The organism is Enterobacter sp. 22452, assembly GCF_052045065.1.
Lineage (GTDB): Bacteria > Pseudomonadota > Gammaproteobacteria > Enterobacterales > Enterobacteriaceae > Enterobacter > Enterobacter mori.
This window is the reverse complement of record NZ_JBQEOB010000001.1, coordinates 104045-129163: the sequence shown is the minus strand read 5'-3', so window position 1 is coordinate 129163 and position 25119 is coordinate 104045. Positions and strand designations below refer to the sequence as shown.

At 56.8% G+C, this 25119-nt stretch carries 23 protein-coding genes; 4 read left to right on the top strand and 19 right to left on the bottom strand.

The genetic code is table 11. The annotated features are described in order from the left end of the window. Window positions 1-17 precede the first annotated feature (17 nt). The 5 genes from thiL to nrdR all read right to left on the bottom strand — a co-directional run bounded on the left by thiL (window position 18) and on the right by nrdR (window position 3623). Window positions 18-989: a thiamine-phosphate kinase gene (gene thiL, locus ACTJJA_RS00635; RefSeq protein WP_148400299.1), complete on the bottom strand. Its 972-nt coding sequence runs from the start codon at window positions 987-989 to the stop codon at window positions 18-20. A gap of 77 nt (window positions 990-1066) precedes the next feature. Beyond that, window positions 1067-1486 carry a transcription antitermination factor NusB gene (gene nusB, locus ACTJJA_RS00630; protein WP_006809908.1) on the bottom strand — a complete coding sequence of 140 codons (420 nt, stop codon included), beginning with the start codon at window positions 1484-1486 and terminating at the stop codon, window positions 1067-1069. Between the two features lie 21 nt (window positions 1487-1507). After that, window positions 1508-1978 (bottom strand): 6,7-dimethyl-8-ribityllumazine synthase, encoded by a 471-nt coding sequence (gene ribH, locus ACTJJA_RS00625; RefSeq protein WP_006176874.1) that lies wholly within the window; start codon window positions 1976-1978, stop codon window positions 1508-1510. A gap of 87 nt (window positions 1979-2065) precedes the next feature. Then, entirely contained in the window at window positions 2066-3169 is a 1104-nt protein-coding gene (gene ribD / locus ACTJJA_RS00620; protein ID WP_440665601.1) for a bifunctional diaminohydroxyphosphoribosylaminopyrimidine deaminase/5-amino-6-(5-phosphoribosylamino)uracil reductase RibD, read from the bottom strand. Between the two features lie 4 nt (window positions 3170-3173). Further along, entirely contained in the window at window positions 3174-3623 is a 450-nt protein-coding gene (nrdR, locus tag ACTJJA_RS00615) for a transcriptional regulator NrdR (protein ID WP_006176872.1), read from the bottom strand. 152 nt (window positions 3624-3775) lie between these two features. Here nrdR and ACTJJA_RS00610 point away from each other — a divergent pair, with 152 nt between their 5' ends. Both ACTJJA_RS00610 and ACTJJA_RS00605 read left to right on the top strand, forming a co-directional pair. Beyond that, complete coding sequence (locus ACTJJA_RS00610; RefSeq protein WP_010428067.1) at window positions 3776-4315, top strand: DUF3251 domain-containing protein; 540 nt, start codon at window positions 3776-3778, stop codon at window positions 4313-4315. 268 nt (window positions 4316-4583) lie between these two features. Then, window positions 4584-5468 (top strand): nucleoside-specific channel-forming protein Tsx, encoded by an 885-nt coding sequence (locus ACTJJA_RS00605; protein ID WP_440665598.1) that lies wholly within the window; start codon window positions 4584-4586, stop codon window positions 5466-5468. Window positions 5469-5578: 110 nt separating this feature from the next. On the opposite strand, the gene ACTJJA_RS00600 is transcribed toward ACTJJA_RS00605, so the two are convergent. The 7 genes from ACTJJA_RS00600 to queA all read right to left on the bottom strand — a co-directional run bounded on the left by ACTJJA_RS00600 (window position 5579) and on the right by queA (window position 12246). Then, entirely contained in the window at window positions 5579-6259 is a 681-nt protein-coding gene (locus tag ACTJJA_RS00600) for a helix-turn-helix transcriptional regulator (RefSeq protein ID WP_440665597.1), read from the bottom strand. Between the two features lie 14 nt (window positions 6260-6273). Continuing rightward, window positions 6274-6639, bottom strand: a complete 366-nt coding sequence (locus tag ACTJJA_RS00595) for a VOC family protein (protein WP_440665596.1) — start codon at window positions 6637-6639, stop codon at window positions 6274-6276. A 141-nt stretch (window positions 6640-6780) separates the two neighbouring features. Continuing rightward, a complete protein-coding gene (gene secF, locus ACTJJA_RS00590; RefSeq protein ID WP_042713670.1) occupies window positions 6781-7752 on the bottom strand; it encodes a protein translocase subunit SecF in 972 nt (323 codons plus the stop codon). A 10-nt stretch (window positions 7753-7762) separates the two neighbouring features. After that, window positions 7763-9610 (bottom strand): protein translocase subunit SecD, encoded by a 1848-nt coding sequence (secD, locus tag ACTJJA_RS00585; protein WP_126816837.1) that lies wholly within the window; start codon window positions 9608-9610, stop codon window positions 7763-7765. 27 nt (window positions 9611-9637) lie between these two features. Then, on the bottom strand, window positions 9638-9970 hold the full coding sequence (gene yajC, locus ACTJJA_RS00580) for a preprotein translocase subunit YajC (RefSeq protein ID WP_003021544.1): 333 nt from the start codon (window positions 9968-9970) through the stop codon (window positions 9638-9640). Between the two features lie 22 nt (window positions 9971-9992). Then, window positions 9993-11120, bottom strand: coding sequence for a tRNA guanosine(34) transglycosylase Tgt (tgt, locus tag ACTJJA_RS00575; protein WP_089599266.1), 1128 nt, complete (start codon window positions 11118-11120; stop codon window positions 9993-9995). Between the two features lie 55 nt (window positions 11121-11175). After that, a complete protein-coding gene (queA, locus tag ACTJJA_RS00570) occupies window positions 11176-12246 on the bottom strand; it encodes a tRNA preQ1(34) S-adenosylmethionine ribosyltransferase-isomerase QueA (protein WP_089599265.1) in 1071 nt (356 codons plus the stop codon). Between the two features lie 92 nt (window positions 12247-12338). On the opposite strand from queA, the gene acpH reads away from it, so the two are divergent. Both acpH and ACTJJA_RS00560 read left to right on the top strand, forming a co-directional pair. After that, window positions 12339-12920 (top strand): ACP phosphodiesterase, encoded by a 582-nt coding sequence (gene acpH, locus ACTJJA_RS00565; RefSeq protein WP_337280090.1) that lies wholly within the window; start codon window positions 12339-12341, stop codon window positions 12918-12920. Between the two features lie 127 nt (window positions 12921-13047). Then, window positions 13048-13650, top strand: coding sequence for a peroxiredoxin C (locus ACTJJA_RS00560; protein ID WP_010428037.1), 603 nt, complete (start codon window positions 13048-13050; stop codon window positions 13648-13650). Between the two features lie 42 nt (window positions 13651-13692). Here the strand turns inward: ACTJJA_RS00560 and ACTJJA_RS00555 are convergent, their stop codons facing one another. The 7 genes from ACTJJA_RS00555 to phoB all read right to left on the bottom strand — a co-directional run bounded on the left by ACTJJA_RS00555 (window position 13693) and on the right by phoB (window position 24951). Further along, window positions 13693-15078, bottom strand: a complete 1386-nt coding sequence (locus ACTJJA_RS00555; protein WP_440665592.1) for a DUF3999 domain-containing protein — start codon at window positions 15076-15078, stop codon at window positions 13693-13695. After that, on the bottom strand, window positions 15075-17690 hold the full coding sequence (locus ACTJJA_RS00550) for a DUF2339 domain-containing protein (protein WP_440665590.1): 2616 nt from the start codon (window positions 17688-17690) through the stop codon (window positions 15075-15077). Before ACTJJA_RS00550 ends, ACTJJA_RS00555 begins: the two co-directional genes overlap by 4 nt. 88 nt (window positions 17691-17778) lie before the next feature. After that, window positions 17779-19596, bottom strand: coding sequence for a maltodextrin glucosidase (gene malZ, locus ACTJJA_RS00545; protein ID WP_440665588.1), 1818 nt, complete (start codon window positions 19594-19596; stop codon window positions 17779-17781). Between the two features lie 164 nt (window positions 19597-19760). Continuing rightward, window positions 19761-21134, bottom strand: a complete 1374-nt coding sequence (gene proY / locus ACTJJA_RS00540) for a proline-specific permease ProY (RefSeq protein WP_440665586.1) — start codon at window positions 21132-21134, stop codon at window positions 19761-19763. A gap of 81 nt (window positions 21135-21215) precedes the next feature. After that, window positions 21216-22535 (bottom strand): branched-chain amino acid transporter carrier protein BrnQ, encoded by a 1320-nt coding sequence (gene brnQ / locus ACTJJA_RS00535; RefSeq protein ID WP_010428030.1) that lies wholly within the window; start codon window positions 22533-22535, stop codon window positions 21216-21218. A gap of 409 nt (window positions 22536-22944) precedes the next feature. Then, window positions 22945-24240: a phosphate regulon sensor histidine kinase PhoR gene (phoR, locus tag ACTJJA_RS00530; RefSeq protein WP_440665584.1), complete on the bottom strand. Its 1296-nt coding sequence runs from the start codon at window positions 24238-24240 to the stop codon at window positions 22945-22947. Window positions 24241-24261: 21 nt separating this feature from the next. Continuing rightward, on the bottom strand, window positions 24262-24951 hold the full coding sequence (gene phoB, locus ACTJJA_RS00525) for a phosphate response regulator transcription factor PhoB (protein WP_010428026.1): 690 nt from the start codon (window positions 24949-24951) through the stop codon (window positions 24262-24264). Between the last annotated feature and the right edge of the window lie 168 nt (window positions 24952-25119).

The window sequence follows — 25119 nt, the reverse complement described above, 5'->3', positions numbered from 1 at the left end:
ATACAGAGCGCACAAACTTACGCGAAGTGATCGTACCCTTTCCAGTCCAGCGTAACGGGCGCACCGTCTTTCACAAACTTCAGCCCTTCGCTCTCCGGCATAATCTGCCCGATGCAGGTAAATTTCGCGCCGAGATGCGCTAACGCCACGTCCAGCGTTCCGCGGTTCAGCTCCGGCACGGTGAAGCACAGTTCGTAGTCTTCACCCCCGGACAGCGCCCAGCGCAGCGCCTGTTCAGGTTCGACATGGCGAAGCAGTTGCTCCGACAGCGGGAACAGATCCAGGTCAACGCGCGCACCCACGCCGCTGGCCTTCAGGATATGCCCGAGGTCCGAGATCAGCCCGTCAGAGAGATCGATAGCCGAGCTTGCTCGCTCGCGCAGCGCCTGGCCATGCAGAATACGCGGCGTTGGCCGCAGATGGCGCTTCACCAGATACGCCGCATCGTCAGCATCTCCAACCGTTAAACGGTTCTGCAGGATCGCCAGCCCTGCCGCGCTGTCACCCGGCGTACCGGTCACGTAGATCCAGTCGCCTGGTTTTGCGCCCGAGCGCTTCAGTGCACGGCCGAGCGGCACATAGCCGTGGATCGCCAGCGTCATCGACAGCGGCCCGGCAGTGGTATCACCGCCAATCAACTGCATATCGTAATAATTCAGCTGTTCAAACAGCGCGTCGCTAAACGCTTCCAGCCAGGCTTCATCGACCTCTGGCAGCGTCAGAGCCAGCGTCAGCCAGGCTGGATCGGCACCCATCGCCGCCAGATCGCTAACGTTCACCGCCAGCGCTTTATACGCCAGATCGGCAGGATCGATATCGGGCAGGAAATGACGCCCGCACACCAGGGTGTCGGTGCTGATTGCCAGCGTCTGTTTTTCGGGAATATTGAGAAGTGCACAGTCATCGCCAATGCCGGTTTCAACATCAAGACGAGAGGTTCTGACACGGTCGAAATAACGGGCAATCAGGGAGAATTCGCCGCATGCCATACGTTATGCCTCAGCAAATAAAAGAAAAAACCGGAGCCGCACTGCCCGTCAGGCAATGCAGAACTCCGGTTTGCGGATCACTTTTTGTGGGGACGGATCGCAGGTGCTGCTTTATCAAGTACGCCGTTTACAAACTTGTGGCTGTCTTCAGCGCCGAAGGTTTTCGCCAGTTCGATCGCTTCGTTGATGGCCACTTTGTACGGCACATCATCACGTTTAGACAGCTCAAACAGCGCGATACGCAACACTGCTTTTTCCACCTGGCCCAGCTCTTCGAGCAGGCGAGACAGGTATGGCTTCATCAGGCCATCGAGATACGCGCTATTAGTCGCCACTCCCGACAGCAGTTCACGGAAGTACAGAACGTCAACATCTTTCACGTCCTGTTCTGACAGGAACTGGTATTCAACATCAGCGATGTCGTTCTGGGACAACTGCCAGGAGTAAAGCGCCTGAACGGCACATTCACGGGCGCGGCGACGAGCAGCAGGTTTCACGGAATTCCCCTTACAAAAAAATCAGGCCTTGATGGCTTTCAATACATTGATCATTTCAAGCGCGGTCAGTGCAGCTTCTGCACCTTTGTTACCGGCTTTGGTGCCAGCACGTTCGATGGCTTGTTCAATACTTTCGGTAGTCAGCACGCCGAATGCGACAGGAATTTCAGCATCCTGTGCAACGTGAGCCAGACCATTGCTTGCACCGCCTGCAACGTATTCGAAGTGCGCAGTGCCGCCACGAATAACAGTACCCAGCGCAATCACCGCATCGTATTTACCGGTTTTCGCCAGCGCGCCCGCCGCCAGTGGCAGTTCGTAAGCGCCTGGAACCCAAACAACGGTAATGTTGTCATCTTTAACCTGGCCGATACGTTTCAGGGCGTCAATCGCACCTTCCAGCAGGCTGTCGTTGATGAAGTTGTTGAAACGCGCAATGGTGATGGCGACGCGAGCGTCCGGGGTAGCTACAGCAGCTTCAATAATGTTCATACTCTTCCTTTACGGGTTCATTTGGCCCCGCAGGGGGGCGGATTTTATCATAATACTTTGCGCACTGCTTCCCTATTTCGGGAGCAATTACGCTGTCGTTAAATGGAGGCAGACATCCGGACCCACCGGACGAATCTCGCTGAATCTGAGTTGTGGTGCGTCGGCCAGTTTTTCAAGGCCAGGCAGCACAAACAGGCCGCGCGCGTCGTGCCCTAACAGTTTAGGCGCAACGTAGACAATCAGTTCATCTACCAGTCCAGCCTGTAAGAGCGCACCGGCGAGCGTAGGCCCGGCTTCGACCCAGATGCTGTTGACCTGCTGCTTGCCGAGCAACATCATCAGCACGACTAAATCCAGATGCCCGTTATGCTCCGGCACCATGATGCTGCGCACGCCTTCTGGCCATTCACGCGTATCTTCCTTCGTGCGGGCAATCCAGGTTTCACCCGGCTGCTGCACGATGCGGTGATCCGGCGTCACGCGGTTCTGGCTATCAATAATAATGCGCAGCGGCTGACGCAGGTTCTCCTGCGGGTAAAGCGCCTGGGTATCGGCACTCAGTTCCTCCCAGCGCACGGTCATGGCCGGATCGTCAGCCAAAACGGTTTCACTGCTGGTGAGAATAGCATGGCTTTGCGCACGCAGACGTTGCACATCGCGCCTTGCCTGCGGCGAGGTGATCCACTGGCTTTCGCCGTTTGCCATCGCCGTACGACCGTCCAGCGAGGCGCCCAGCTTGAGCTGAATGTACGGGAACCCGGTACGCATACGCTTCAGGAAGCCTTTGTTAATCGCTTCCGCGTCCTGCATCATCAGCCCGTGGCTGACGTCAATGCCTTCCTGCTGGAGTCGATACAGCCCGCGTCCGGCCACCTGCGGATTCGGATCCTGCATTGATGCAACCACGCGCGACACACCCGCTGCAATCAGCGCCTCACAGCACGGCGGCGTACGCCCGTGATGGCTGCAGGGCTCGAGCGTAACGTAGGCCGTTGCGCCGCGCGCCTTCTCGCCCGCCATGCGCAATGCATGCACCTCGGCGTGGGGCTCGCCCGCGCGAAGATGATAACCTTCGCCCACGATCTCGCCCTCTTTGACAATCACGCACCCCACGTTTGGGTTCGGGTGGGTAGTAAAACGACCACGCTGCGCCAACTTCATGGCTCGTGCCATGTACATCTCGTCCTGCATGGGCTTAATCCTGTAGGCGGGCGATCTCTTCGCCGAACTCTTTGATATCTTCGAAACTGCGGTAGACAGAGGCGAAGCGGATATAGGCGACTTTATCGAGCTTTTTCAGCTGTTCCATCACCAGGTTGCCGATCATTTTGCTCGGCACCTCGCGCTCACCCAAGCCACGGAGATGAGACTTGATGTGGTTTAACGCCATTTCGACATCGTCTGCGCTGACGGGCCGTTTTTCGAGGGCTTTCAGCATTCCGCTGCGCAGCTTTTCTTCATTGAACGGCTCGCGCACATCGTTACTTTTCACCACGCGCGGCATTACCAGCTCTGCAACTTCAAAGGTCGTGAAACGCTCGTTGCACACCAGACACTGTCGGCGACGGCGTACGGAAGACCCTTCGCCCACCAGGCGAGAGTCGATGACTTTGGTATCCACAGCGGAGCAGAATGGGCAATGCATACGGTATCCCTGTAATCCGGTTAACTGATTTTCATTTTACCCTGATCTGGCCTGACAACAAAGGAAGAGCTTTTTGAGACAAAGGATCTATGTCAGACACAATGAAGCTGGCTACCATAAAGGAGATCCGTTATTTCAAGGAAATAAACGCAATGACAAGACGTTACCTGAGAATTCTGCTAGTGGGGAGCCTCTTTACCCTTAGCGCCTGTGCACAGCAAACTGAAGTCCGCGAAATGAAACAAAGCGTGAACACGCTCAATGCGGCCATGGACAAGCTGAACAAAGAGACCGTGAAGATCACCCAGCAAAATGCGCTGAATGCGAAGTCCAGCAGCGGCGTTTATCTGCTGCCGGGTGCCAACACGCCTGCCCGCCTGAACAGCCAGATTGGTACGTTAAAGATGTCTCTGGTGAATGTTGCAGCGAATGCCGATGGTACTCGCGCAACATTACGCATTCAGGGTGAATCCAACGATCCGCTTCCCGCGTTCAGCGGCACCGTAGAGTGGGGCCAGATTCAGGGCACCACGGAAAGCTACCAGGAAGTGAACGTGAAGAACCAGCTCTTCACCGCCCCCGCCAGCACGCTGGCCCCGAGCGATGTTGATATCCCGCTACAGCTGAGTGGGCTCACCCCAGAACAGCTGGGCTTTATCCGCATTCACGACATTCAACCTGCCGCGCAATAACCTCCTCTTTTAGCGGAGTGAAATGTCACTCCGCTAACATTTACATTTCGTATGGATTGGCAACATAAATGTTTGCCGTTACAATCCCGGCCGTTTAAAGTACGCAAACGTGAACGCAATCGATTACGCATGTGAGAGATATGTGAAACAACACATATTTTTGTGAGCAAGGATTCCTATAATAGGCTCCGCAGAAACACGAAATATTTTGATACGCAAATCGCGCATTTTTCACTCCCGGAAGGGAATTTCAATCAGTGGCATGATTATGAAAAAAACATTACTCGCAGCCGGTGCTGTACTGGCACTCTCCTCCTCTTTCACTGTTAACGCAGCGGAAAACGATACACCACAATACCTCTCCGACTGGTGGCACCAGAGCGTTAACGTGGTTGGCAGCTACCACACCCGTTTCGGACCTCAGATCCGCAACGATACCTACCTGGAATACGAAGCGTTCGCCAAGAAAGACTGGTTTGATTTCTATGGTTATATGGATGCACCGGTATTCTTCGGTGGTAACACCGACGCGAAAGGTATCTGGAACCACGGTTCCCCGCTGTTCATGGAGATCGAACCACGCTTCTCTATTGATAAGCTAACTGGCACCAGCCTGGCGTTTGGCCCGTTCAAAGAGTGGTACTTCGCAAACAACTATATCTACGACATGGGCCGTAACAAGTCCGGTCGTCAGAGCACCTGGTACATGGGTCTGGGTACGGACATCGATACCGGTCTGCCAATGAGCCTGTCCATGAACGTGTACGCGAAGTACCAGTGGCAGAACTACGGCGCCGCGAACGAAAACGAGTGGGACGGCTACCGCTTCAAAGTGAAATACTTTGTGCCAATCACCCAACTGTGGGGCGGCAACCTGAGCTACATCGGCTTCACCAACTTTGACTGGGGCTCAGACCTGGGCGACAACGACTTCCGCGATCTGAACGGTAAGAAAGCGCGCACCAACGACTCCATCGCTTCCAGCCACATCCTGGCGCTGAACTACGATCACTGGCACTACTCTGTTGTTGCGCGTTACTGGCATAACGGTGGTCAGTGGAACGACGACGCGAGCCTGAACTTCGGTAACGGCGATTTCAGCGTCCGTTCTACCGGTTGGGGTGGTTACCTGGTTGTAGGTTATAACTTCTAACCTGGTGGTTGGTGCCGGGTGGCGGCTACGCCTTACCCGGCCTACAAAACCTGTAGGCCCGTGCAAGCGCAGCGCCGCCGGGCAAAAAAGCCAGCTCAAGAGCTGGCTTTTTACTGCCTCACCTTGCGCAAAAAATCCGCCAGAGACCTGTCCGTACTCTCGCTAAACCGCCTCTCCGTCTGCACAATATTGAGACATCGGTCGAGCCGGAAACAGCGGTAGTCATCGCGCCGCTCGCACCACGCAGCCAACAGCCAGTGCTCCCCCCAGAAGAACAGCCCAAGCGGCTGCACCTCACGCCAGGTTAACTGCCCGGCCTCATCACGGTAATGCAGCGCCAGCACGCGCTGCGCAGATATCGCCTGATGAATCACATCAAATCCGCTGCGGGAATGGGGCTGAAGCGCAATATCCGGCGCATATATACGCGTCTGCTCCGCCTTGCGTCGGCTCTCCTCGGGCAGGATCGCCAGCACCTTCTCCTGAGCCGACTCCAGCTCGCGAGACAACGACTCTCCGCCCCAGGTTTTCAGCAGGCGAATTGCCACCATCAGCGCCTCGGACTCTTTATTGGTCAGCATCAGCGGAGGCAGGTCAAAGCCCGACAGAAGCCGGTATCCGCTTCCCGCCTCTCCCTCTACCGGCACGCCAGAGAGCGACAGGTCGCGGATATCGCGATAAACCGTGCGCTCGGAGACGCCGAGCCTCTCCGCCAGATGCGCTGCCGTTGTCAGACGCCTGCCCCGCAGGATCTGCACAATCTGAAACAAACGGTCAGCGCGTCGGGTCATCGTCTCTTTTGCTCTCAGGCCGGTTGATGAAGGCCGACGCGGTTACCTTCGCTGTCGGTGAACAAGGCAATGCTGCCAATGCCTCGCGGCAATTCCAGCGGACCAAAGACGCACGCACCGCCCGCAGAGGCAATACGATCGAGCGTGGCCGCCAGATTGTCAGTATGCAGATAAATAATAGCGCCCTGCTGCGACGGCGTAACGCCGTCAAATTTCGCCAGCGCGCCGCCGGTTGCCGGGTCATCGTGCGGGAAAATCGCCAGCTCTGCCACGTCCATTTTCTCGCGCTTCAGCGTAACCTGCATTACCGGTTCATAAAATTTGATGGCGCGATCCATATCGGCGACCGGAATTTCAAACCAGTTAATCACACTTTTCATACTTCCTCCTGACTGTTGTTGGGTTCAGAAGGAGTCTACGACAGGGCTCCTGACAGCATACTGTCAGGAGTGTTTGTCAGGAGCAGATAAAAAAAATCCCGGCCAACAGACCGGGATTTCGATAACGCTTAAGACACTGTCTTACGGTAGAATTGACGGCTGATCCGCCCCTTCTTTTTCGACTTTCTGCTGGAGCAGGTGCTCGCGCTTCATGCCGAGTTTCAGTGCCAGTGCGGACGCGACGTAGATAGACGACGCCGTACCGATAGACACACCGATCAGCATGGTCAGCGAGAAGCCTTCCAGCACCGGACCACCGAAGAGATACAGCATCAGGATAACCATTAAGGTCGTTCCGGATGTGATCAAGGTACGGTGCAGCGTCTGGGTCAACGACACGTTGAAGATTTCGTACGGCGTACCGCGACGGATCTTACGGAAGTTTTCACGAATACGGTCAGATACCACGATACTGTCGTTCAGTGAGTAACCGATAACGGACATCAGGGATGCCACAATCGTCAGGTCAATCTCAATGTGGAACAGAGACAGTACGCCCATGGTGATGACCACGTCGTGCGCCAGCGCGATAACCACACCTGCCGCCAGTCGCCACTCGAAGCGGAAGCCAACGTAGATCAGGATGGAAATCAGCGCCACCATCAGCGCCATCGCGCCAGTTTGCGCCAGGTCCGCACCCACGCTCGGGCCAACGAACTCAATACGCTTCACCGCCGCATTCTGGCTGGTCGATTCGTTGATTACGTTCAGAACCTTGCTGCCCAGCTCCTGGCTGCCGTTGGCGTCGTGTACCGGAGGCATACGCACCATGATGTCGCGGCTGCTGCCGAAGTTCTGCAGCAGCGGCTCTTCAAAGCCCGCTTTCTGCAACGATTCGCGCATCTGGTCCATATCGACCGGTTTTTCCAGGGAGATCTCAATTACCGTACCACCGGTAAAATCGAGACCCCAGTTAAAGCCTTTCACGCCCATAATGACGATGGACAGAATCAGCAGAAAACCTGAAATGCCGAAGGCCCAGTAGTCCCAGCGCATAAAGTCCCAGACTTTACGGCCGTGGTTCAATTGTTCAACAGTATATTCCTGTGCCACAACGCACTCCTCAGATAGACAGCTTTTTGACGCGCTTGCCGCCGTACAGCAGGTTCACGATGGCACGGGTGCCGACAATAGCGGTAAACATCGACGTTGCAACACCGATACCGGTTGTAATAGCAAAGCCTTTGATCGCGCCAGTACCCACTGCATACAGGATAAGAACCTTAATCAGTGTTGTTACGTTCGCATCGAAGATGGAGCTGAACGCCCCTTTATAGCCTTCTTCAATCGCCTGTTGCACAGAGCGACCGTTACTCAACTCTTCTTTGATACGTTCGTTTATCAGTACGTTGGCGTCGACCGCCACCGCAAGAGTCAGAACGATACCTGCAATACCCGGCATGGTCAGCGTCGCCCCCGGCAGCAGGGACATAATGCCGATGATCATCACAAGGTTTGCCAGCAGCGCGGACGTCGCGATCAGACCAAACTTCTTATAGAAGAAGATCATGAAGAGAATAGAGACCACCAGACCGGCCAGACACGCTTCCAGACCCTGTTTGATGTTCTGCATACCCAGGGTTGGACCAATGGTACGTTCTTCAACAATCTGAATTGGCGCAATCAGCGCACCGGCACGCAGCAGCAGTGACAGCTGGCGAGCTTCGTTCGGGTTGTTGATACCGGTGATACGGAAGCTGTTACCCAGGCGAGACTGGATGTTGGCGATGTTAATCACCTCTTCCTCTTTCACCAGCACCGCACGACCGTTGGCGTCTTTCTTACCGCTGTCTTTGTACTCCACGAACAGGGTCGCCATCGGTTTACCGATGTTGTCCTTGGTGAAGTTAGACATGATGTTACCACCCGCGCTATCCAGCGAGATGTTAACCTGCGGCTGGTTGTATTCATCCTGGCTTGAAGTGGAGTCGGTGATGTGGTCACCGGTCAGGATCACGCGTTTGTACAGCACAACCGGCTGACCTTCGCGGGTCTCTTTCACTTCGGAGTCGCCAGGGATACGGCCAGAGGCGGCAGCAGACTGATCGACGTTGGAGTTAACCAGGCGGAATTCCAGGGTTGCAGTCGCACCCAGAATCTCTTTCGCACGCGCGGTATCCTGGATACCCGGCAGTTCCACCACGATACGGTCAGCACCCTGACGCTGTACCAGCGGCTCGGCCACGCCCAGTTGGTTTACACGGTTACGCAGAATGTTGATGTTCTGCTGAACGGCGTATTCACGCGCTTCGCTCAGACGCGCATCCGTCATCACCGCACGCAGCTGGTTGCTGCCCTGAGAGGTGATGACCAGATCGCGGTGACGTTGAGACAGGTAAGTTACAGCCTGGTCGCGCGCCGCGCTGTCGCGGAACGTGATGCTCATGCCGTAGTTATCTTCTTTACGCACGGTAGTGTACGCAATGCCTTTCTCACGCAGATCGCTGCGCAGGCTGTCGATGTTCTGTTCCTGCAGCTTGCCAAGCGCGGTATCCATATCCACTTCCATCAGGAAGTGAACGCCGCCACGCAGGTCAAGACCGAGTTTCATTGGCTCTGCGTTCAGCGCAGCCAGCCAACGCGGGGTTGCAGGAGCAAGGTTAAGCGCCACGACATACTTATCACCCAGCACGCCCATCAGCGCTTCACGGGCGCGGAGCTGCGTGTCGGTGGTGTCGAAGCGAGCAAGAATTGCGCCCTCTTCCAGTGCCACAGACTTAGCGGTAATTTTTTCTTCTTGTAACGTTTTCTGGACCTGGATCAGCGTTTGCTCACTGGCGGCGACACCGCGCGCGCCAGTGATTTGAACGGCCGGATCCTCACCATACAGGTTGGGAAGCGCGTACAGCAGGCCGACGATAATCACGACGACCAGCATGATGTACTTCCACAAAGGATAACGGTTTAACACGGCAGTTCCCTTTGGGAAAAGTTGGGATTACAGCGCCTTCATGGTGCCTTTCGGCAGAACGGCAGCTACGAAGTCACGTTTGATAACCACTTCAGTGGTGTCGTTCAGCGCGATTGCAATGTAGCCGCTTTCCGCTACTTTGGTCACACGACCGACCAGGCCACCGTTGGTCAGCACTTCATCGCCTTTCGCAATGGAGTTCATCAGATTTTTGTGCTCTTTGGTGCGCTTCTGCTGTGGACGCAGGATCATGAAGTAGAAGATCAGACCAAACACAACCAGCATCAGAATCAGAGACATCGGGCTGCCCTGCGCTGGAGCACCTGTTGCTGCTACCGCATCAGAAATAAAAAAGCTCATTCAAATTCCCTCATTATTAAAATTAATCAACGTTCAAAGGTGGGACATCCCGGCCCTGACGTTGGTAGAAATCGGTCACGAAGCTCTCTAATTTACCCTCTTCGATAGCCTTACGTAAACCAGCCATTAAGCGCTGATAATAACGAAGATTATGAATGGTATTGAGACGCGCGCCCAAAATCTCGTTACAACGATCGAGATGATGCAGATACGCGCGAGAATAATTGCGACAGGTATAGCAATCGCACTCGGAATCGAGCGGGCTGGTGTCACTCTTATGCTTCGCGTTACGGATTTTCACCACGCCATCGGTCACGAACAGATGGCCGTTACGCGCGTTGCGGGTTGGCATGACGCAGTCGAACATATCAATGCCGCGACGAACGCCTTCAACCAGGTCTTCTGGTTTACCCACACCCATCAGGTATCGTGGTTTATCCGCCGGGATTTGCGGGCAGACATGTTCCAGAATGCGGTGCATGTCTTCCTTCGGCTCACCCACAGCCAAACCGCCGACAGCGTAGCCATCAAAACCTATCTCTACCAGACCTTTAACGGAGATATCGCGTAAATCTTCGTAAACGCTGCCCTGGATGATGCCGAACAGCGCATTTTTGTTCTGTAAGGAGTCAAAACGGTCGCGGCTGCGCTGCGCCCAGCGCAGAGACATTTCCATGGAGCGCTTGGCGTAGTCCCAGTCCGCCGGGTACGGCGTACATTCGTCGAAGATCATTACGATGTCGGAGCCGAGATCGTACTGAATCTCCATCGATTTTTCGGGATCGAGGAAAATCGGATCGCCGTTGATTGGGTTACGGAAGTGAACGCCCTTTTCGGTGATCTTGCGGATATCGCCCAGGCTGAATACCTGGAAGCCGCCGGAGTCGGTCAGGATTGGGCCTTTCCACTGCATGAAGTCATGCAGGTCGCCGTGCAGCTTCATGATCTCCTGACCAGGACGCAGCCACAGGTGGAAGGTGTTACCGAGGATAATCTGTGCGCCAGTGGCTTCAACTTCTTCCGGCGTCATCCCTTTTACGGTGCCGTACGTGCCCACAGGCATAAACGCGGGGGTTTCCACCACGCCGCGATCAAACACCAGGCGACCGCGACGCGCGCGGCCATCGGTGGTATCGAGTTCAAATTTCATTTTTATTCCTCTGTGCCAGAAAAACAGTCCAACACATTATTCTGGTGCCGCGGACTTATTCCCCGACACGCTCATTCAAAGCCAGCGGATTGTACGTGATAAACATCGCGTCCCCGTAGCTAAAAAAGCGATATTTTTGTTCTACCGCAGACTTGTAGGCGTTCATCGTGTGCTGATAACCGGCAAACGCGGAAACCAGCATAATCAGCGTCGATTCAGGCAGATGGAAGTTGGTCACCAGCGCATCAATCACTTTGTACTGATAGCCCGGGTAGATAAAGATCTGCGTATCGCCAAAGAACGGCTCGATAAGATCGCTTTTCGCGGCCTGCGCGGCGCTCTCAAGCGAACGCACGGAAGTTGTGCCCACAGCAATCACGCGGCTACCGCGGCCTTTCGCCGCCAGCACCGCATCCACAACCTCTTGCGGTACTTCGGCGTATTCAGAGTGCATGATGTGGTCTTCAATGCTGTCCACGCGCACTGGCTGGAAGGTGCCTGCACCGACGTGCAGCGTCACGAACGCCATCTCTACGCCCTTCGCGCGCAGTTTCTCCAGCAGCGGCTCATCAAAGTGCAGGCCCGCGGTTGGTGCGGCTACGGCACCCGGCTTCTGGCTGTAGACGGTCTGATACAGCTCGCGGTCGGCCTCTTCGTCCGGACGCTCAATGTACGGCGGCAGCGGCATATGGCCGATGGCGTTCAGGATATCGAGCACCGTGCGCTCGTCGTCAAACGCCACCTCAAACAACGCATCGTGACGCGCGGTCATGGTCGCTTTGATGCTCTCGTCATCGCCCAGCAGCAGTTCAGCGCCCGGCTTCGGCGCTTTGGAGGCGCGAATATGTGCCAGAATACGTTTATCATCGAGCATACGTTCGACCAGCACTTCAATCTTGCCGCCGCTGGCTTTACGGCCAAACAGGCGCGCCGGGATCACGCGGGTGTTGTTAAAGACCAGCAGATCGCCAGGGTTGAGCTTGTCGAGCAAATCGGTGAAAGTACCGTGCGTCAGCTCGCCCGTTGGCCCATCCAGTGACAGCAAACGACAGCTGCTGCGCTCAGGCATGGGATAGTGAGCAATCAGGGATTCAGGTAGTTCAAAGGAGAAATCGGCGACGCGCATGACGTATACTCGTGACTTAAAAACAGGCGGCATAGTCTAGTGCTCACACCCTTTTGCTGCAACAACTAGCCGCCCCCGGAAAAATAAAACGCATGAATTTTCTCGCTCACCTGCATCTGGCACACCTCGCTGACAGCTCCCTTTCCGGCAATTTGCTGGCCGATTTCGTGCGCGGCAACCCCGCAGAAGCGTATTCCCCTGAGGTTGTCGACGGAATTTTTATGCACCGCCGCATCGACGTGCTGACCGATAACCTGCCGGAAGTGACGGAAGCCAAAGCGTGGTTTCGCCCTGAGACGCGCCGCGTTGCGCCGATCACGCTTGATGTGATGTGGGATCACTTCCTGTCGCGCCACTGGGAACAGCTGTCGCCGGAGATGCCGCTGCCCGAATTTGTGCGCTATGCCCACCAGCAGGTGTCGATTATTTTACCGGACTCACCGCCGCGCTTTGTGAATCTGAATAACTATCTGTGGTCGGAACGCTGGCTGGAGCGCTATCGCGAGATGGATTTCATCCAGAATGTGCTGAATGGGATGGCGAGCCGCCGCCCGCGTCTGGATGCGCTCCGCGACTCCTGGTATGACCTGGACGAACATTACGACGCGCTGGAAACGCGTTTCTGGCAGTTTTACCCGCGCATGATGGCGCAGGCGAAAAACAAACAGCTGTAACAGAATTCACATTGATAGGTAAAAGCTGGCGGAACGATTGTCACCACCTCTTTGTCTTATCCATGAACACTCTCTATACTGGCCCGCGTTGCGTTCCAAATAACCTTAGTATCTACAGGAGAATCATATGGTTCTGGTAACTCGTCCGGCTCCGGATTTTACAGCTGCAGCAGTTCTGGGCAACGGTGAAATCGTTGAAAACTTCAACTTCAAACAGCACACCAACGGTAAAGCGACCGTTCTGTTCTTCTGGCCAATGGACTTCACTTTCGTTTGCCCGTCTGAGCTGATCGCGTTCGACAAACGTTATGAAGAATTCCAGAAGCGTGGCGTGGAAGTGGTTGGCGTCTCCTTCGACTCTGAATTTGTACACAACGCATGGCGTAACACCCCTGTCGAAAATGGCGGCATCGGTGCGGTGAAATACGCAATGGTTGCGGACATCAAACGCGAAATCCAGCAGGCTTACGGTATCGAACATCCGGACGCTGGCGTTGCTCTGCGTGGTTCTTTCCTGATCGACGCAAACGGCATCGTTCGTCACCAGGTTGTGAACGATCTGCCGCTGGGTCGTAACATCGACGAAATGCTGCGCATGGTTGACGCGCTGCAGTTCCACGAAGAGCACGGTGAAGTGTGCCCGGCTCAGTGGGAAAAAGGAAAAGAAGGTATGAACGCGTCTCCAGACGGCGTGGCTAAATACCTGTCCGAGAACGTATCCAGCCTGTAATCGGCACGGTTTACGACGAAGGCCCGCTTATGCGGGCCTTTTTTATGCCTTACGCTGCGTCTCTCGCCAGATGCGCCAGGCCATGCCCGCCAGCAGAATCACCCCTGCAATCAGCACGCCCCATACCAGCAGCGTGTTCATCCTGCTCTCCCGCTCGGCCGCAGAGGTGGCGGTCAGACGCCCCTCGCCGCCTAACGCGACATCATCTCGAATGTCAGCCTGCGGCAGGTTCGCCATATCGTAGGTCTTGCGCAGATCGGCTGGGATCAGCATGCCGGGCTCCACGCTGGCAGGCTTCGCGGCGCCGTTGCCCCAGGCGAGGACGTACGGCGCTTTCCCCTGCGCGTTGAACACCAGATCGTAGCGGTCGCGATGTCCCGTCACGCTCGGCAGGTATTCTGGCAGACGAGCGTTCAGCGTCGTGATTTTCACTGCCTGCACCAGGCCCCCGTGAAGCGAAACCGGTGGCGACGTTTTCCCCTCCAGACGGTACAGGACCTCTTTCTTCAGGGGGTGCCATGTGTCTTTTTCCGTACTCCGCCACGCGATTTCCACGGGAAGGACGCCATCGCCATTCAGTGAGATGCTCACAGCACTCAGCGGCTGCGGGCGCGCCCAGTGCCACATCGCTTCGCTTGTCGATAACATCTCCCCTTCCCCCTGCAGGTCGACCGCTTCCGGGGCCGCCTGAGCAGGTGCGCTAATTGCGTTTACGCCGGTCAGGGTTATCCCCTGGCTCTGCGCGTTCAGCACCACCATGAGATAGCGATTCGCATCGGGAGATAAAACCGTATCGGTATCGATCCGATCGAGTTTAAGACGATCCTGGCCGCTGACGACGTCCAGCAAGGGCATATCCTCGCGCAGGGTATACCAGCGCTTAAGATCCTCGCTGTAATAGACCGACGCCGTTCCCTGCCACGGCGTCTGAGGGGAATTCCAGAGCAGCTGCAGCTGGGATAAGGTCATCTCCCCCGTCGCCTGCTCCGGCAGGGTCAGCAGATAATGTTGCCCGGCAGCGGCGGCTTTTTGCCCCTCCAGCACAATCTCAACGCCGCTTCCGGAACGAAGCAGGATCTTATCGCTATCACCGGAACCTCGCGAAGCCGCAAGCGGCGAGGCGTCCAGCGGGAAGAGGCGCAGCGCCGTGGATTGCACTGGCGACTGCGGACGCGTCGCGCTGACCAGGCTGAAGGGAACCGGCTCACCCGACTGGTTAAAGACGCGGACATCCTGCAGATCCGGCGACGTGCTTTGCTCATAGACGGCCAGCGGCAGCATCACCCGATACCACTGGGAAGGAACAGACGTATCGAGTGAAAGACCGAAGGCATAGTCCCGGGGCGCTTCCGTTTGTCCCTCGTCGCAGAACGCCGGGCCGGAAAGCGCCAGCAGCGCGGTACAGGCTACCGCTTTCATCCATTTCATTTTTCATCTCCTGTTTTGGGCGGTAGCGGTGAGAAATACCCCACAATCAGAACCAGTATCGCCACGCCGATAAACGCCACCGCACGCGACAAACCGCCTCCGCCCGCGCTGTCCACCAGCATCAGTTTAACCATTACCACACCCAGCAGCGCGGCACCGCAAAGCCACTCCTGCCGGGAAGCCCGACGGGTGGCATGGATCATGACCACCAGCGCGCTCAGCATCCAGAACAGGGCAAAACTGGTCTGGATAAGCCGCGAATCCCACAGCGATGCCATATTCCAGGCCACATCGCCGTACCAGGCCAGCGCGCGCATCAGGGCACCGTTCAGCCACCAGAAACCAAAGGCCATCATCGCGACGGCAGGCCACGGGCGGGCCTGCGAGAGCCACGCCGGGTAGTAGCGATCCACAGCCCGATAAAAGACCACCAGCCCCAGCAACGCGAACGCCGCGCCTTCCTCAAGTGGGTTTATCAGCGGCAGCCAGGTCTGACGATAGACCACACCGTCCTGGAAATTGGTCACCACCAGTAAGACCAGCAGCGCCACAACCACGGGGATCGGTGCCAGGCAGGCATAGAGCGCAGGCCACTCCCGGAACGGCCACCCGCGACGCCTTACGGCTGCAGAGAGCCCCATAATCACCCCGCCGCCTGCAGCCATCGCTAATCCGCTGCCCCAGGCCGCCGTGCCCCACGGCAACGACCGGGCAAACCAGTAAAGCTCAGCGGCCAGCGCCAGCAAAATCATCCAGAACAGCGACAAATGCAGCCCCATCGCGATGCGCGGCAGGAGTCTTTTACCGTCGCGCCTCAACAGCATCAGCGCGGCAGGAAGCGCAACGCACCAGGCGAGATTCGACCAACCGGCGGCAACGATCTGCTGGTGCCAGAGCTGATACCCCACCATCAGCAGCATAACCGGCCACAGCAGCCATTTGCTGGCATCCAGCTCCCGCCACGCTAAACGCGCAGCCACCTGCCGCCATCCCCAGACCGACGCCGCCGTCAGCGCCAGCACGCCCGCCAGAATCGGTAATTCCTGCGTCATCACCAGCCCCGATGCGCCCAATAGCGCCACGAGCCAGAACAGCAGCCCACCGGCCAGCAGCCCCCAGCTGACCGGCATAAAGAGAGTCCGCCACAGCCAGGCCGCAGCCAGCCAGCAAAGGCTGAGGATGGTGAAGATCAGCAGCAGGCTCAGCGACGAAACGCCGTTCGTTTGCGCCCACAGCGCGCTGCCGAGCGCCAGCACCAACAGCGCCGTCCCGCTATAGCTCATGCGACGCTGATGCTGCTGCACGCCCAGCCAGAGGATACCCAGCCCTTCCAGCGCCCAGGCCATCGCCGTCCAGCGCGCCGACAGCGCCAGCGGAATCGCGAGCGTCGCGAACCCGCCGCCGATGGCCAGCGCCGCCATGACCAGCGGTCGTCCGATGGCGGGATAGCGCCGCAGCGCAAGGAACGCGAGGGTAAGATAAAATGCGCCGTATCCCAGCGCGCTCAGGGCCGGGCCATATTCCCAGTGCCGGGTCATGCCGTACTGCATTCCAAAACCGATGAGCGGCGGGGCAAACAGCAGCACGCCGTCAATAATTTGCTTCCCTTTCTCCTGCGCCCGCAGCGACAGCGCCACGCTCAGGACGCCGAATATCAGCGTATTGGCAATCAGGAACAGCTGGCAGACCCAGTAGTTTTCAGGCTGGTAGTCATTCAGCCCCCACAGGCCGCCCACGCCGAACGTAAACAGCAGCCCGAGCAGATTCAGCTCGCGCCAGTGCTGCCAGATGCTGATAACGAGAATGCCGATAGAAAGCAGAAGATAGAAAGAGAACAGCGCGACAAAGCTGCCGCCCCCGGTGGACAACAGCAGCGGCGCAAGATACCCGCCGAGGCTCGCCAGCATGGCGAGGCTCAGCGCCTTCTGCAGCACCGCCAGCCCGACGCTCGCGGCGCATATCACCACCAGAAGCGCAAAGGCCAGCGTCATCGGCAGCATTTGCCAGAGCCGGAATGCGCCAAACACCGTCAGGTAGAGCACGCCGGTTGCCCCGCCCTGGAGGATCAGCGCATAGACACGCTGCCTGTGCCGCAGCCGCCACCCAATCGCCAGCAGAACGATGGCAAACAGCGCCGTTGCCACGAGGCGCAGCTCAAGCGGGAACAGGGAATGTTCAACGGTATAGCGCAGCAGGAATGAAAGACCGAGGAAGAGCAGCAGGATCCCAAGCTTCGCCAGCGGATTACCCTGCATGAACCAGCGCACCAGCGACGTCAGTATGCCGCCAAAGGCAGAAGGCTGTTTTGCCGCAGGCGCCGGGGCCGGCGCGGGTTTTGCCACGGCAGCGGGAGTATCGGGGCGCCAGGGGTCGACAGGCGCGGGCGCGTCCTCAACCACCGGCGCGGTCGAAGCCACCGGTGCGGTGACTTGCACCGGCTCCGGCGCGCTTTCAGGCACGCCGCGCTGCTCAAGCGCCTCAATGCGCTGGCGTAGCCGGGCGATCTCCTGGCGCGCCGCCGTGCTGCGATTAAAGCCTATAACCGCCAGTACGGGTGCCACCACCAGCGCAAAAACCAGGAACAAACAGCCAAGGATGTAAAGCTCGTCCATGTTTCCACCTTCACCGTAAACGATCCGTTAAGATTGACACAAATAGTTGCATTTGCGCCATCTTAAAAGGTGGAAACATTAACAGGTCTTAGCTGCCGAACCAGATAGTCGCGGATACCGCAGGCAGCGCCAGCACGCCGTCCTGTATCGTCGCCTTGCCCTCTTTAATCTTCCACGTCGCCACCTTCAGCAGCGGTGAATCATCCAGCACCACTTCGCAGGCCTCGCCCCGGTTGATGGCGATCAGCACGCGTTGCTGGTTATAGACGCGGGCAAACACCACCACGTTATCGTGCGCATAAACCACCTGACAGCCACCGTAGCGCAGAGCCTGATTCTGTTTACGCAGCTTCGCCAGCCGCTGATACAGGCTGAACAGCACCTTGTCCTGTTTCGCCGGCTCCCACGGGAAGGTTTTGCGGCAGAACGGATCGTTGTTGCCGTCCAGCCCTACTTCGTCGCCGTAATAAATACACGGCACCCCAGGCCAGGTGAAGAGCCAGGTCACCGCCAGCGGCAGACGCGCCACATCCTTGCCGAGCAGGGATTTAAAGCGCGCTGTGTCGTGGCTATCGAGCTGGTTAAACATCCGTAGCTGCTGCTGATGAGACAGACCGGCGCGATAGTTCTCCATCCACGCCATGCAGGTTTCCGCGTCGATATGGTTCGGATCGTAGGAGATATCGGTGTTAGCGAGGAATCCCCACAGCGGGAAGGTAAAGCCGCGATAGTTCATCGCCGCATCTTCCGCATCGTTCTGCAGCCACTGGCGCGCGTCGCCAAAATGCTCACCGAAGACAAACGCTTCAGGCTGGGCCGCTTTCGCCGAGCGCGTGATCCCCGCGACGTGCTGAAGGTTATTCCGCGCCCCGCCCGCTTCACCGAGCATATGCACCACGTCCAGACGCCAGCCATCCATGTTCCACGGCGCTTTCAGCCAGTGGCGCACGATGCTGTCTTCGCCGCCGTAGATTTCATTCACGAGCGTTGGCGACTGGAAATCGAGCTTCGGCAGGCTGGCGTAACCCAGCCAGTCCAGGGCGCGTCCATCTTCGCTAAAGCTATACCAGTCGCGCTGGGGCGAATCCGGGTTATGGCATGCCCCGCCCATCGACTGGTTATGACGGTCAAACCAGGCGTGCGAATCTCCGCTGTGGTTGAACACGCCGTCCAGAATCAGGCGCATGCCTTCTTTTTGCGTGTTGTGACGCAGACGCAGCAGCGCCTCGTCACCGCCAAACTGTTCGTCAACGTGGCGATAATCTTCAGTATCGTATTTGTGTACGCTAGGCGCGTTAAACACCGGATTCAGATACAGCGCCGTCACGCCCAGTTTTTTCAGATACGGAAGCTTCTCGCTGATACCGTCCAGATCGCCGCCGTAAAAGGTCGAGCCGCCAGCCTGCGCCGTCACCGGGTCATCCCACGCTTTCATAATGACGTCGTGACCCGCCGCGTGGTGGTAATAAACCTTATCCTGCTGCGCGGTGCGCTTTTCGCTGCGCGCAAAGCGGTCCGGGAAGATCTGGTAAAAGACCTGATCGTTAACCCACTGCGGGCCGTTATCCGGATAATCGACCGCAAACTGCTCCAGCCGTGCGGGCGGGAAACGGCTAAACCCCTGCGGGGTAAACCACAGCTGACGGTTGTTCCACAGCAGCTTGAAGCTGTAACGGCGACGCGGCTGCCCAGTATTCAGGTCAATATTCGCTCGCCACGCCGTGATCCCCGGCTGCGGCTGGCTGCGCTGCTTGTGCATTTTCAGCGCGGTCTCTTCGTTATCTATTTCGGCGCGGAGCGTCACGCGTTCAGGCTGGTTTTCCCCCGCCAGCCAGAGCGTAATCACAAGGTTGTCTTTGTTTTGCTTAACAAATGGGGCAACCGGTAGGTGCCAGGCGTTTAACATCACGAATCCCCTTTGATGAAATTGACGTCACCTTGCCACAGGGTGGTTAAGGATAGCTCATCACGATCGGGATTATTGGGGGAGGAGAAAGGAGGAGGAGATTTTTTTCCGGGGCAAAAGGGAGTGTAGGCCGGGTAAGCGCAGCGCCACCCGGCATTTTTACCTTACTGTGCTTCCGCCAGCTGACGGTCGCGGCGGCATTTGAACATCCAGCCCACCAGCAGCAGCACGATCCACGCACAGCCCACGTAGAGGGAAATACGGGTATCCGGGTGGTAGCCAATCAGGGCAATAATGAACACCAGGAAGATCAGCCCAACGACGGTGGTTGCGACGCCGCCCGGTACTTTGAACTTCAGCGCTTTCGCCTCATCCGGCGACAGACGACGGCGGAACGCAATCTGCGACAGCAGGATCATGATCCACACCCACACCGTCGCGAAGGTCGCCAGCGATGCAATCACCAGGAAGACGTTTTCCGGCATGATGTAGTTCAGGTAAACCGAGAACAGCAGCGCCACGGTCATGACCACGACGGTCACCCACGGCGTGCCGCGGCGTGAGGTTTTGGCGAACACCTTCGGCGCGCTGCCCTGCTCCGCCATGCCGTGCAGCATACGGCCCACACCAAAGACGTCACTGTTGATTGCCGACAGCGACGCGGTCAGCACCACAAAGTTGAGAATGCTGGCGGCAAAGGCGATGCCCATGTGCTGGAAGGTCAGTACAAATGGGCTGCCGTTGGTGCCCACCTGGTTCCATGGGTAGATGGACATGATCACGAACAGCGTACCCACATAGAACACCAGAATACGCATCGGCACCGAGTTGATGGCGCGCGGAATGGATTTCTCCGGGTCTTTCGCTTCACCAGCGGTAATACCGATAATCTCGATACCGCCGTAGGCAAACATGACCATCTGGAGCGACATCACCATGCCGAGCCAGCCGTTACTGAAGAAGCCGCCGTTGCTCCACAGGTTATGGATGCCGGTCGGCTGGCCGCCGTTACCAATACCCCAGATGATGATGCCGAAACCGGCGAGGATCATGATGATAATGGTCGCGACTTTAAAGAAGGAGAACCAGAACTCCAGCTCACCAAACACCTTCACGCTCATCAGGTTGACGGCGCAGATAATCAGCACCACGCTCAGCACCCATATCCAGTGCGGCACCGCCGGGAACCAGACGCCCATATAAATGCCAAACGCGGTCACGTCGGCAATCGCCACTATCAGGATTTCAAAGCAGTAGGTCCAGCCGGTGATAAACCCGGCCAGCGGGCCTAAGTTTTCCTGCGCGTAGCGCGAGAAGGAGCTGGCAGACGGGTTGTGAACCGACATCTCACCCAGCGCGCGCATGATGATATAGGCCGCCACGCCGCCGATGATGTACGCCAGCAGAACGCTTGGACCGGCCATTTTGATGGCATCTGCCGAGCCATAAAAAAGACCGGTGCCGATAGCCGAGCCCAGCGCCATAAAGCGGATGTGGCGCGTGCTCAATCCACGTTTAAGTTTGTTAGTGCTTTCCATTTAAATCTTGCCATTCAACACGAAAAAAACAAAAAACCACGGGGCCTTAAGCCCCGTGGTTAAACAGTTTGTTGCCGTTGATTAATGGGCGTTCGATGCGACCTGACGCCCTGCAGCACGGTCCCAGATAATCGCCAGAACCAGTGCAACAACGGTAGGCATCAGCCAGGCCAGGCCTTGCTCAGACAGCGGCAGACGCTGTGTCCACGCAGGCAGAATGTCTGCGAAAGCTGATGCTTTAATCCCGTCAAGGATACCAAAAATCAGGCTGATAAACATGGCTGGCGCGATAATTCGCGACGAGTTGTTCCACCACGGGCGAGTAAAGCTCAGCACCACCAGCACGATACACGGCGGATAAATCGCCGTCAGTACCGGAATAGAGACCTGAATCAGGTGGCTCAGACCGAGGTTGGACACCGCCATAGAGAAGATGCCGAGGATAAACACCAGGGTGCGGTAAGAGAGCGGCAGATACTGTGCAAAGAACTCTGCGCAGGCACAGGTCAGGCCAACCGCCGTCACCAGACACGCCAGGAAAATCAGCGCCGCCAGCAGCATGCTGCCCGCACCACCGAAGGTGTGCTGAACGTAAGCGTGCAGGATAGCTGCACCGTTGGCGTTCTGATCGACCAGCATGGCGCTGTCGGAACCCAGGCGGAACAGTGCCAGATACAGCAGCGTCAGACCCACACCCGCCATCAGGCCAGCCCAGATGGTATAGCGAGTCAGCAGGCGCGCTTCAGTCACGCCGCGGGAACGCGCGGCATTGACGATAACTATACCAAACACCATCGCGCCCAGCGTATCCATCGTCAGATAGCCGTTCACAAAGCCGTTGGAGAACGCAGCATTTTTATAGGCGTCCATCGCGTCGCTAATCGGGCCTGCAGGCCAGACGATAGCGGCTACCGCCAGCACGATCAGGGCCACAATTTTCAGCGGCGCCAGGAAGTTACCCACGGTATCCAGCAATTTGCCCGGATAGAGGGAAACCAGAATCACAATCGCGAAGTAGATCAGGCTGTAGATAAACAGCGGCATCGCGCCGTCACCCGTCAGCGGAGCAATCCCCACTTCAAAGGAAACGGTCGCCGTACGCGGGGTCGCAAACAGCGGACCAACGGCCAGATAGCAGACGGTCGCCAGCAGAACGCCAGCCACTTTGCCAATCGGGGTGCTGAGGCTGTCCACGCCGCCACCGACTTTCGCCAGCGCGACAACGGTGAGGACCGGTAGACCCACGGCAGTAATCAGGAAACCAAACGCAGCTGTCCAGACGTGTTCACCCGCCTGTAAGCCAACCATTGGAGGGAAAATGATGTTACCTGCGCCAACGAACAGCGCAAATGTCATAAAGCCCAGCGCGATGATGTCACGCGATTTTAAGTGATGGGTCATAAAACCTTACTGCCTGTGGATGTGGTGTTGAAAACGTTGAGATTTTCGCTATCCCTGACGGGACGATACAGCGGAAAATTTGCTCAATTTCAGCGGGAAATGCTCCCGTCCTGGCGTGGAGAAGAATAGTTTTTCGATTTACCACGCAAATACAGTCGGTCTGACAGTATCTGGGGGGCAATTTAAACGCTTATAACGTTTAAAGGCAAGGAGGGATCGTAAAACCAGAACAATATGCCAGTATGAAAAAACAGACCAGCACAATGCACTAATTATAAGAAAAACCCATGGCTAATCATGCGAACAAAAAAGCATCAACCGTATAATATTCACACGCGTTTCGCTTGACTGCAAAGCAAATGGGCCAGCAAATGCCGGCCCGTGGAAAGGTAAAATGACACGCCTGCCGTCAGGCGATCTTTTTGGCAATTAATCGTTCCGGAATAACAAAGCTGAAGCGGGTTCCTTTACCCAGCGTACTCTGGATATCGAGACGGCTTTCATGGTGATTCACCGCGTGTTTCACAATCGCCAGCCCCAGGCCGCTTCCCCCGGTCTGCCGCGAGCGCGCTTTATCCACACGGTAGAATCGCTCGGTCAGACGCGGTATGTGCTCAGGGGCAATCCCCGGCCCGTTGTCCTCAACGCTAAACTCAGCGCCCGCGGTAACACGCTGCCAGTGCACCACGATATGGGTCCCTTCCGGCGTATGATTCACCGCGTTATACACCAGGTTGGAGATGGCGCTGCGCAGTTCATCTTCACTGCCGAGCACCTTCAGGGTGCTGTCGACCTCGAAGCTAATTTGATGTTTTTTGTGGCTTAACGTTTGCGCTTCCCGCTCCACCACCCGCAGCATCATCGGCACATCGATGGTGTCATTCAGTGCCAGTGAAGGCGCGGCTTCAATTTTCGAGAGCGTCAGCAGCTGCTTGACCAGGCCTTCCATACGGTGCGTTTGCTCGCGCATGGTGTGCAGCGCTTTTTCACGCGGCGCACCTTCGAGCGTTTGCTCCTGCATCATCTCCAGGTAGCCCTGAAGCACGGTCAACGGGGTGCGTAATTCGTGGCTCACGTTCGCGAAGAAGTTGCGTCTCGCCCCTTCCAGCTGGTGCATCTGGGTGACATCCCGCGCCACCATCAGCCACTGCCGATCGCTGTAAGGCATCACGCGGATTTCCAGATGACGCCCGTTGTTGAGCCTCAGATTGTGCGGCCCTGTAAAATCACGCTTTTTCAGATACAGCGTGAACTCCGGGTAACGCAGCAGGTTAAGGATATTTTGCCCATTATCGTCCGGCCAGCGCAGGCCCAGCAGCTGTTGCGCCAGGCCGTTACACCAGAAAATTGTGCCTTCTTCAGTGGTCAGAATGACGGCATCCGGCAGCGACTCTGCGCCGCTGCGAAAGCGTTTGATTAAGCTTCCCAGCTCGCGACGACGTTTTTTATTACGCATCTGCATCTGGTGCAGGCCATACAGCAGCGGTTCCCAGCTACCGCTTCCCGGCGGAGGGGTCATGCTTCTGTCCACCCACAGCCACCAGGAGAGGCGCAGTAAGTTCCAGAAATGCCAGACGAGTAACCCGGTCACTGCCGCCAGCAAAAACCACGGCAGATGCCCAACGATGGCCCCCAGAATGAAGGCCGGAATACAGCATAAGATCAGTTCAAAGACGAGCCTTTTCCATGACAGACGTTCCAGCACGCGTCACACTCCTGTCACTGTTCAGAAACGGGTCGAAAAACGATAACCCGTACCGCGGACCGTCTGCACCATGCGATCGTGACCGCTCAACTCCAGCGCTTTACGCAGGCGGCGAATATGCACATCAACCGTCCGGTCTTCCACATACACGTTAGTTCCCCAGACGTTATTCAGCAACTGCTCGCGGCTGTAGACACGTTCCGGGTGGGTCATAAAGAAGTGCAGGAGTTTGAATTCGGTAGGCCCCATGTCGAGGGGGTTTTCGCCCGTCATCACGCGGTGTGAGGTAGGGTCAAGGCTCAGGCCCTGCATCTCAATCACCTCTTCTACCGCCATCGGCGAAATGCGGCGCATCACAGCTTTGATGCGAGCAACCAGCTCTTTGGGGGAGAAAGGCTTGGTGATGTAATCGTCCGCGCCAGTTTCCAGACCGCGCACGCGATCCTCTTCTTCACCGCGCGCAGTCAGCATGACCACCGGAATATCGCGGGTCATCGCTTCACGTTTAAGATGTTTGATAAACTGCAGTCCAGAGCCGCCAGGCAACATCCAGTCAAGCAGAATCAGATCGGGCCAGGGTTCATTCAGCTGGTTCACCGCGCTGTCATAATCCTCCGCTTCAACCGGCTGGAAGCCATTTTGTTCGAGCACGAAGCACACCATTTCACGAATTGGAGCTTCATCTTCTACGACCAGAATACGTCTCGCCATACTTTGCCCTGTCTTATCTTATTTAAGTTACAAGTTTGTAATGCGGCGTCATTATGCGTCAGATTTATGACAGATTTATGAAAAACATTACCACCATAAATGGCAAACTGTTGTTTTATTACAGCGGTTATTTTCATCCCCTGAGAGTTTATAATCGCCATCAACTCT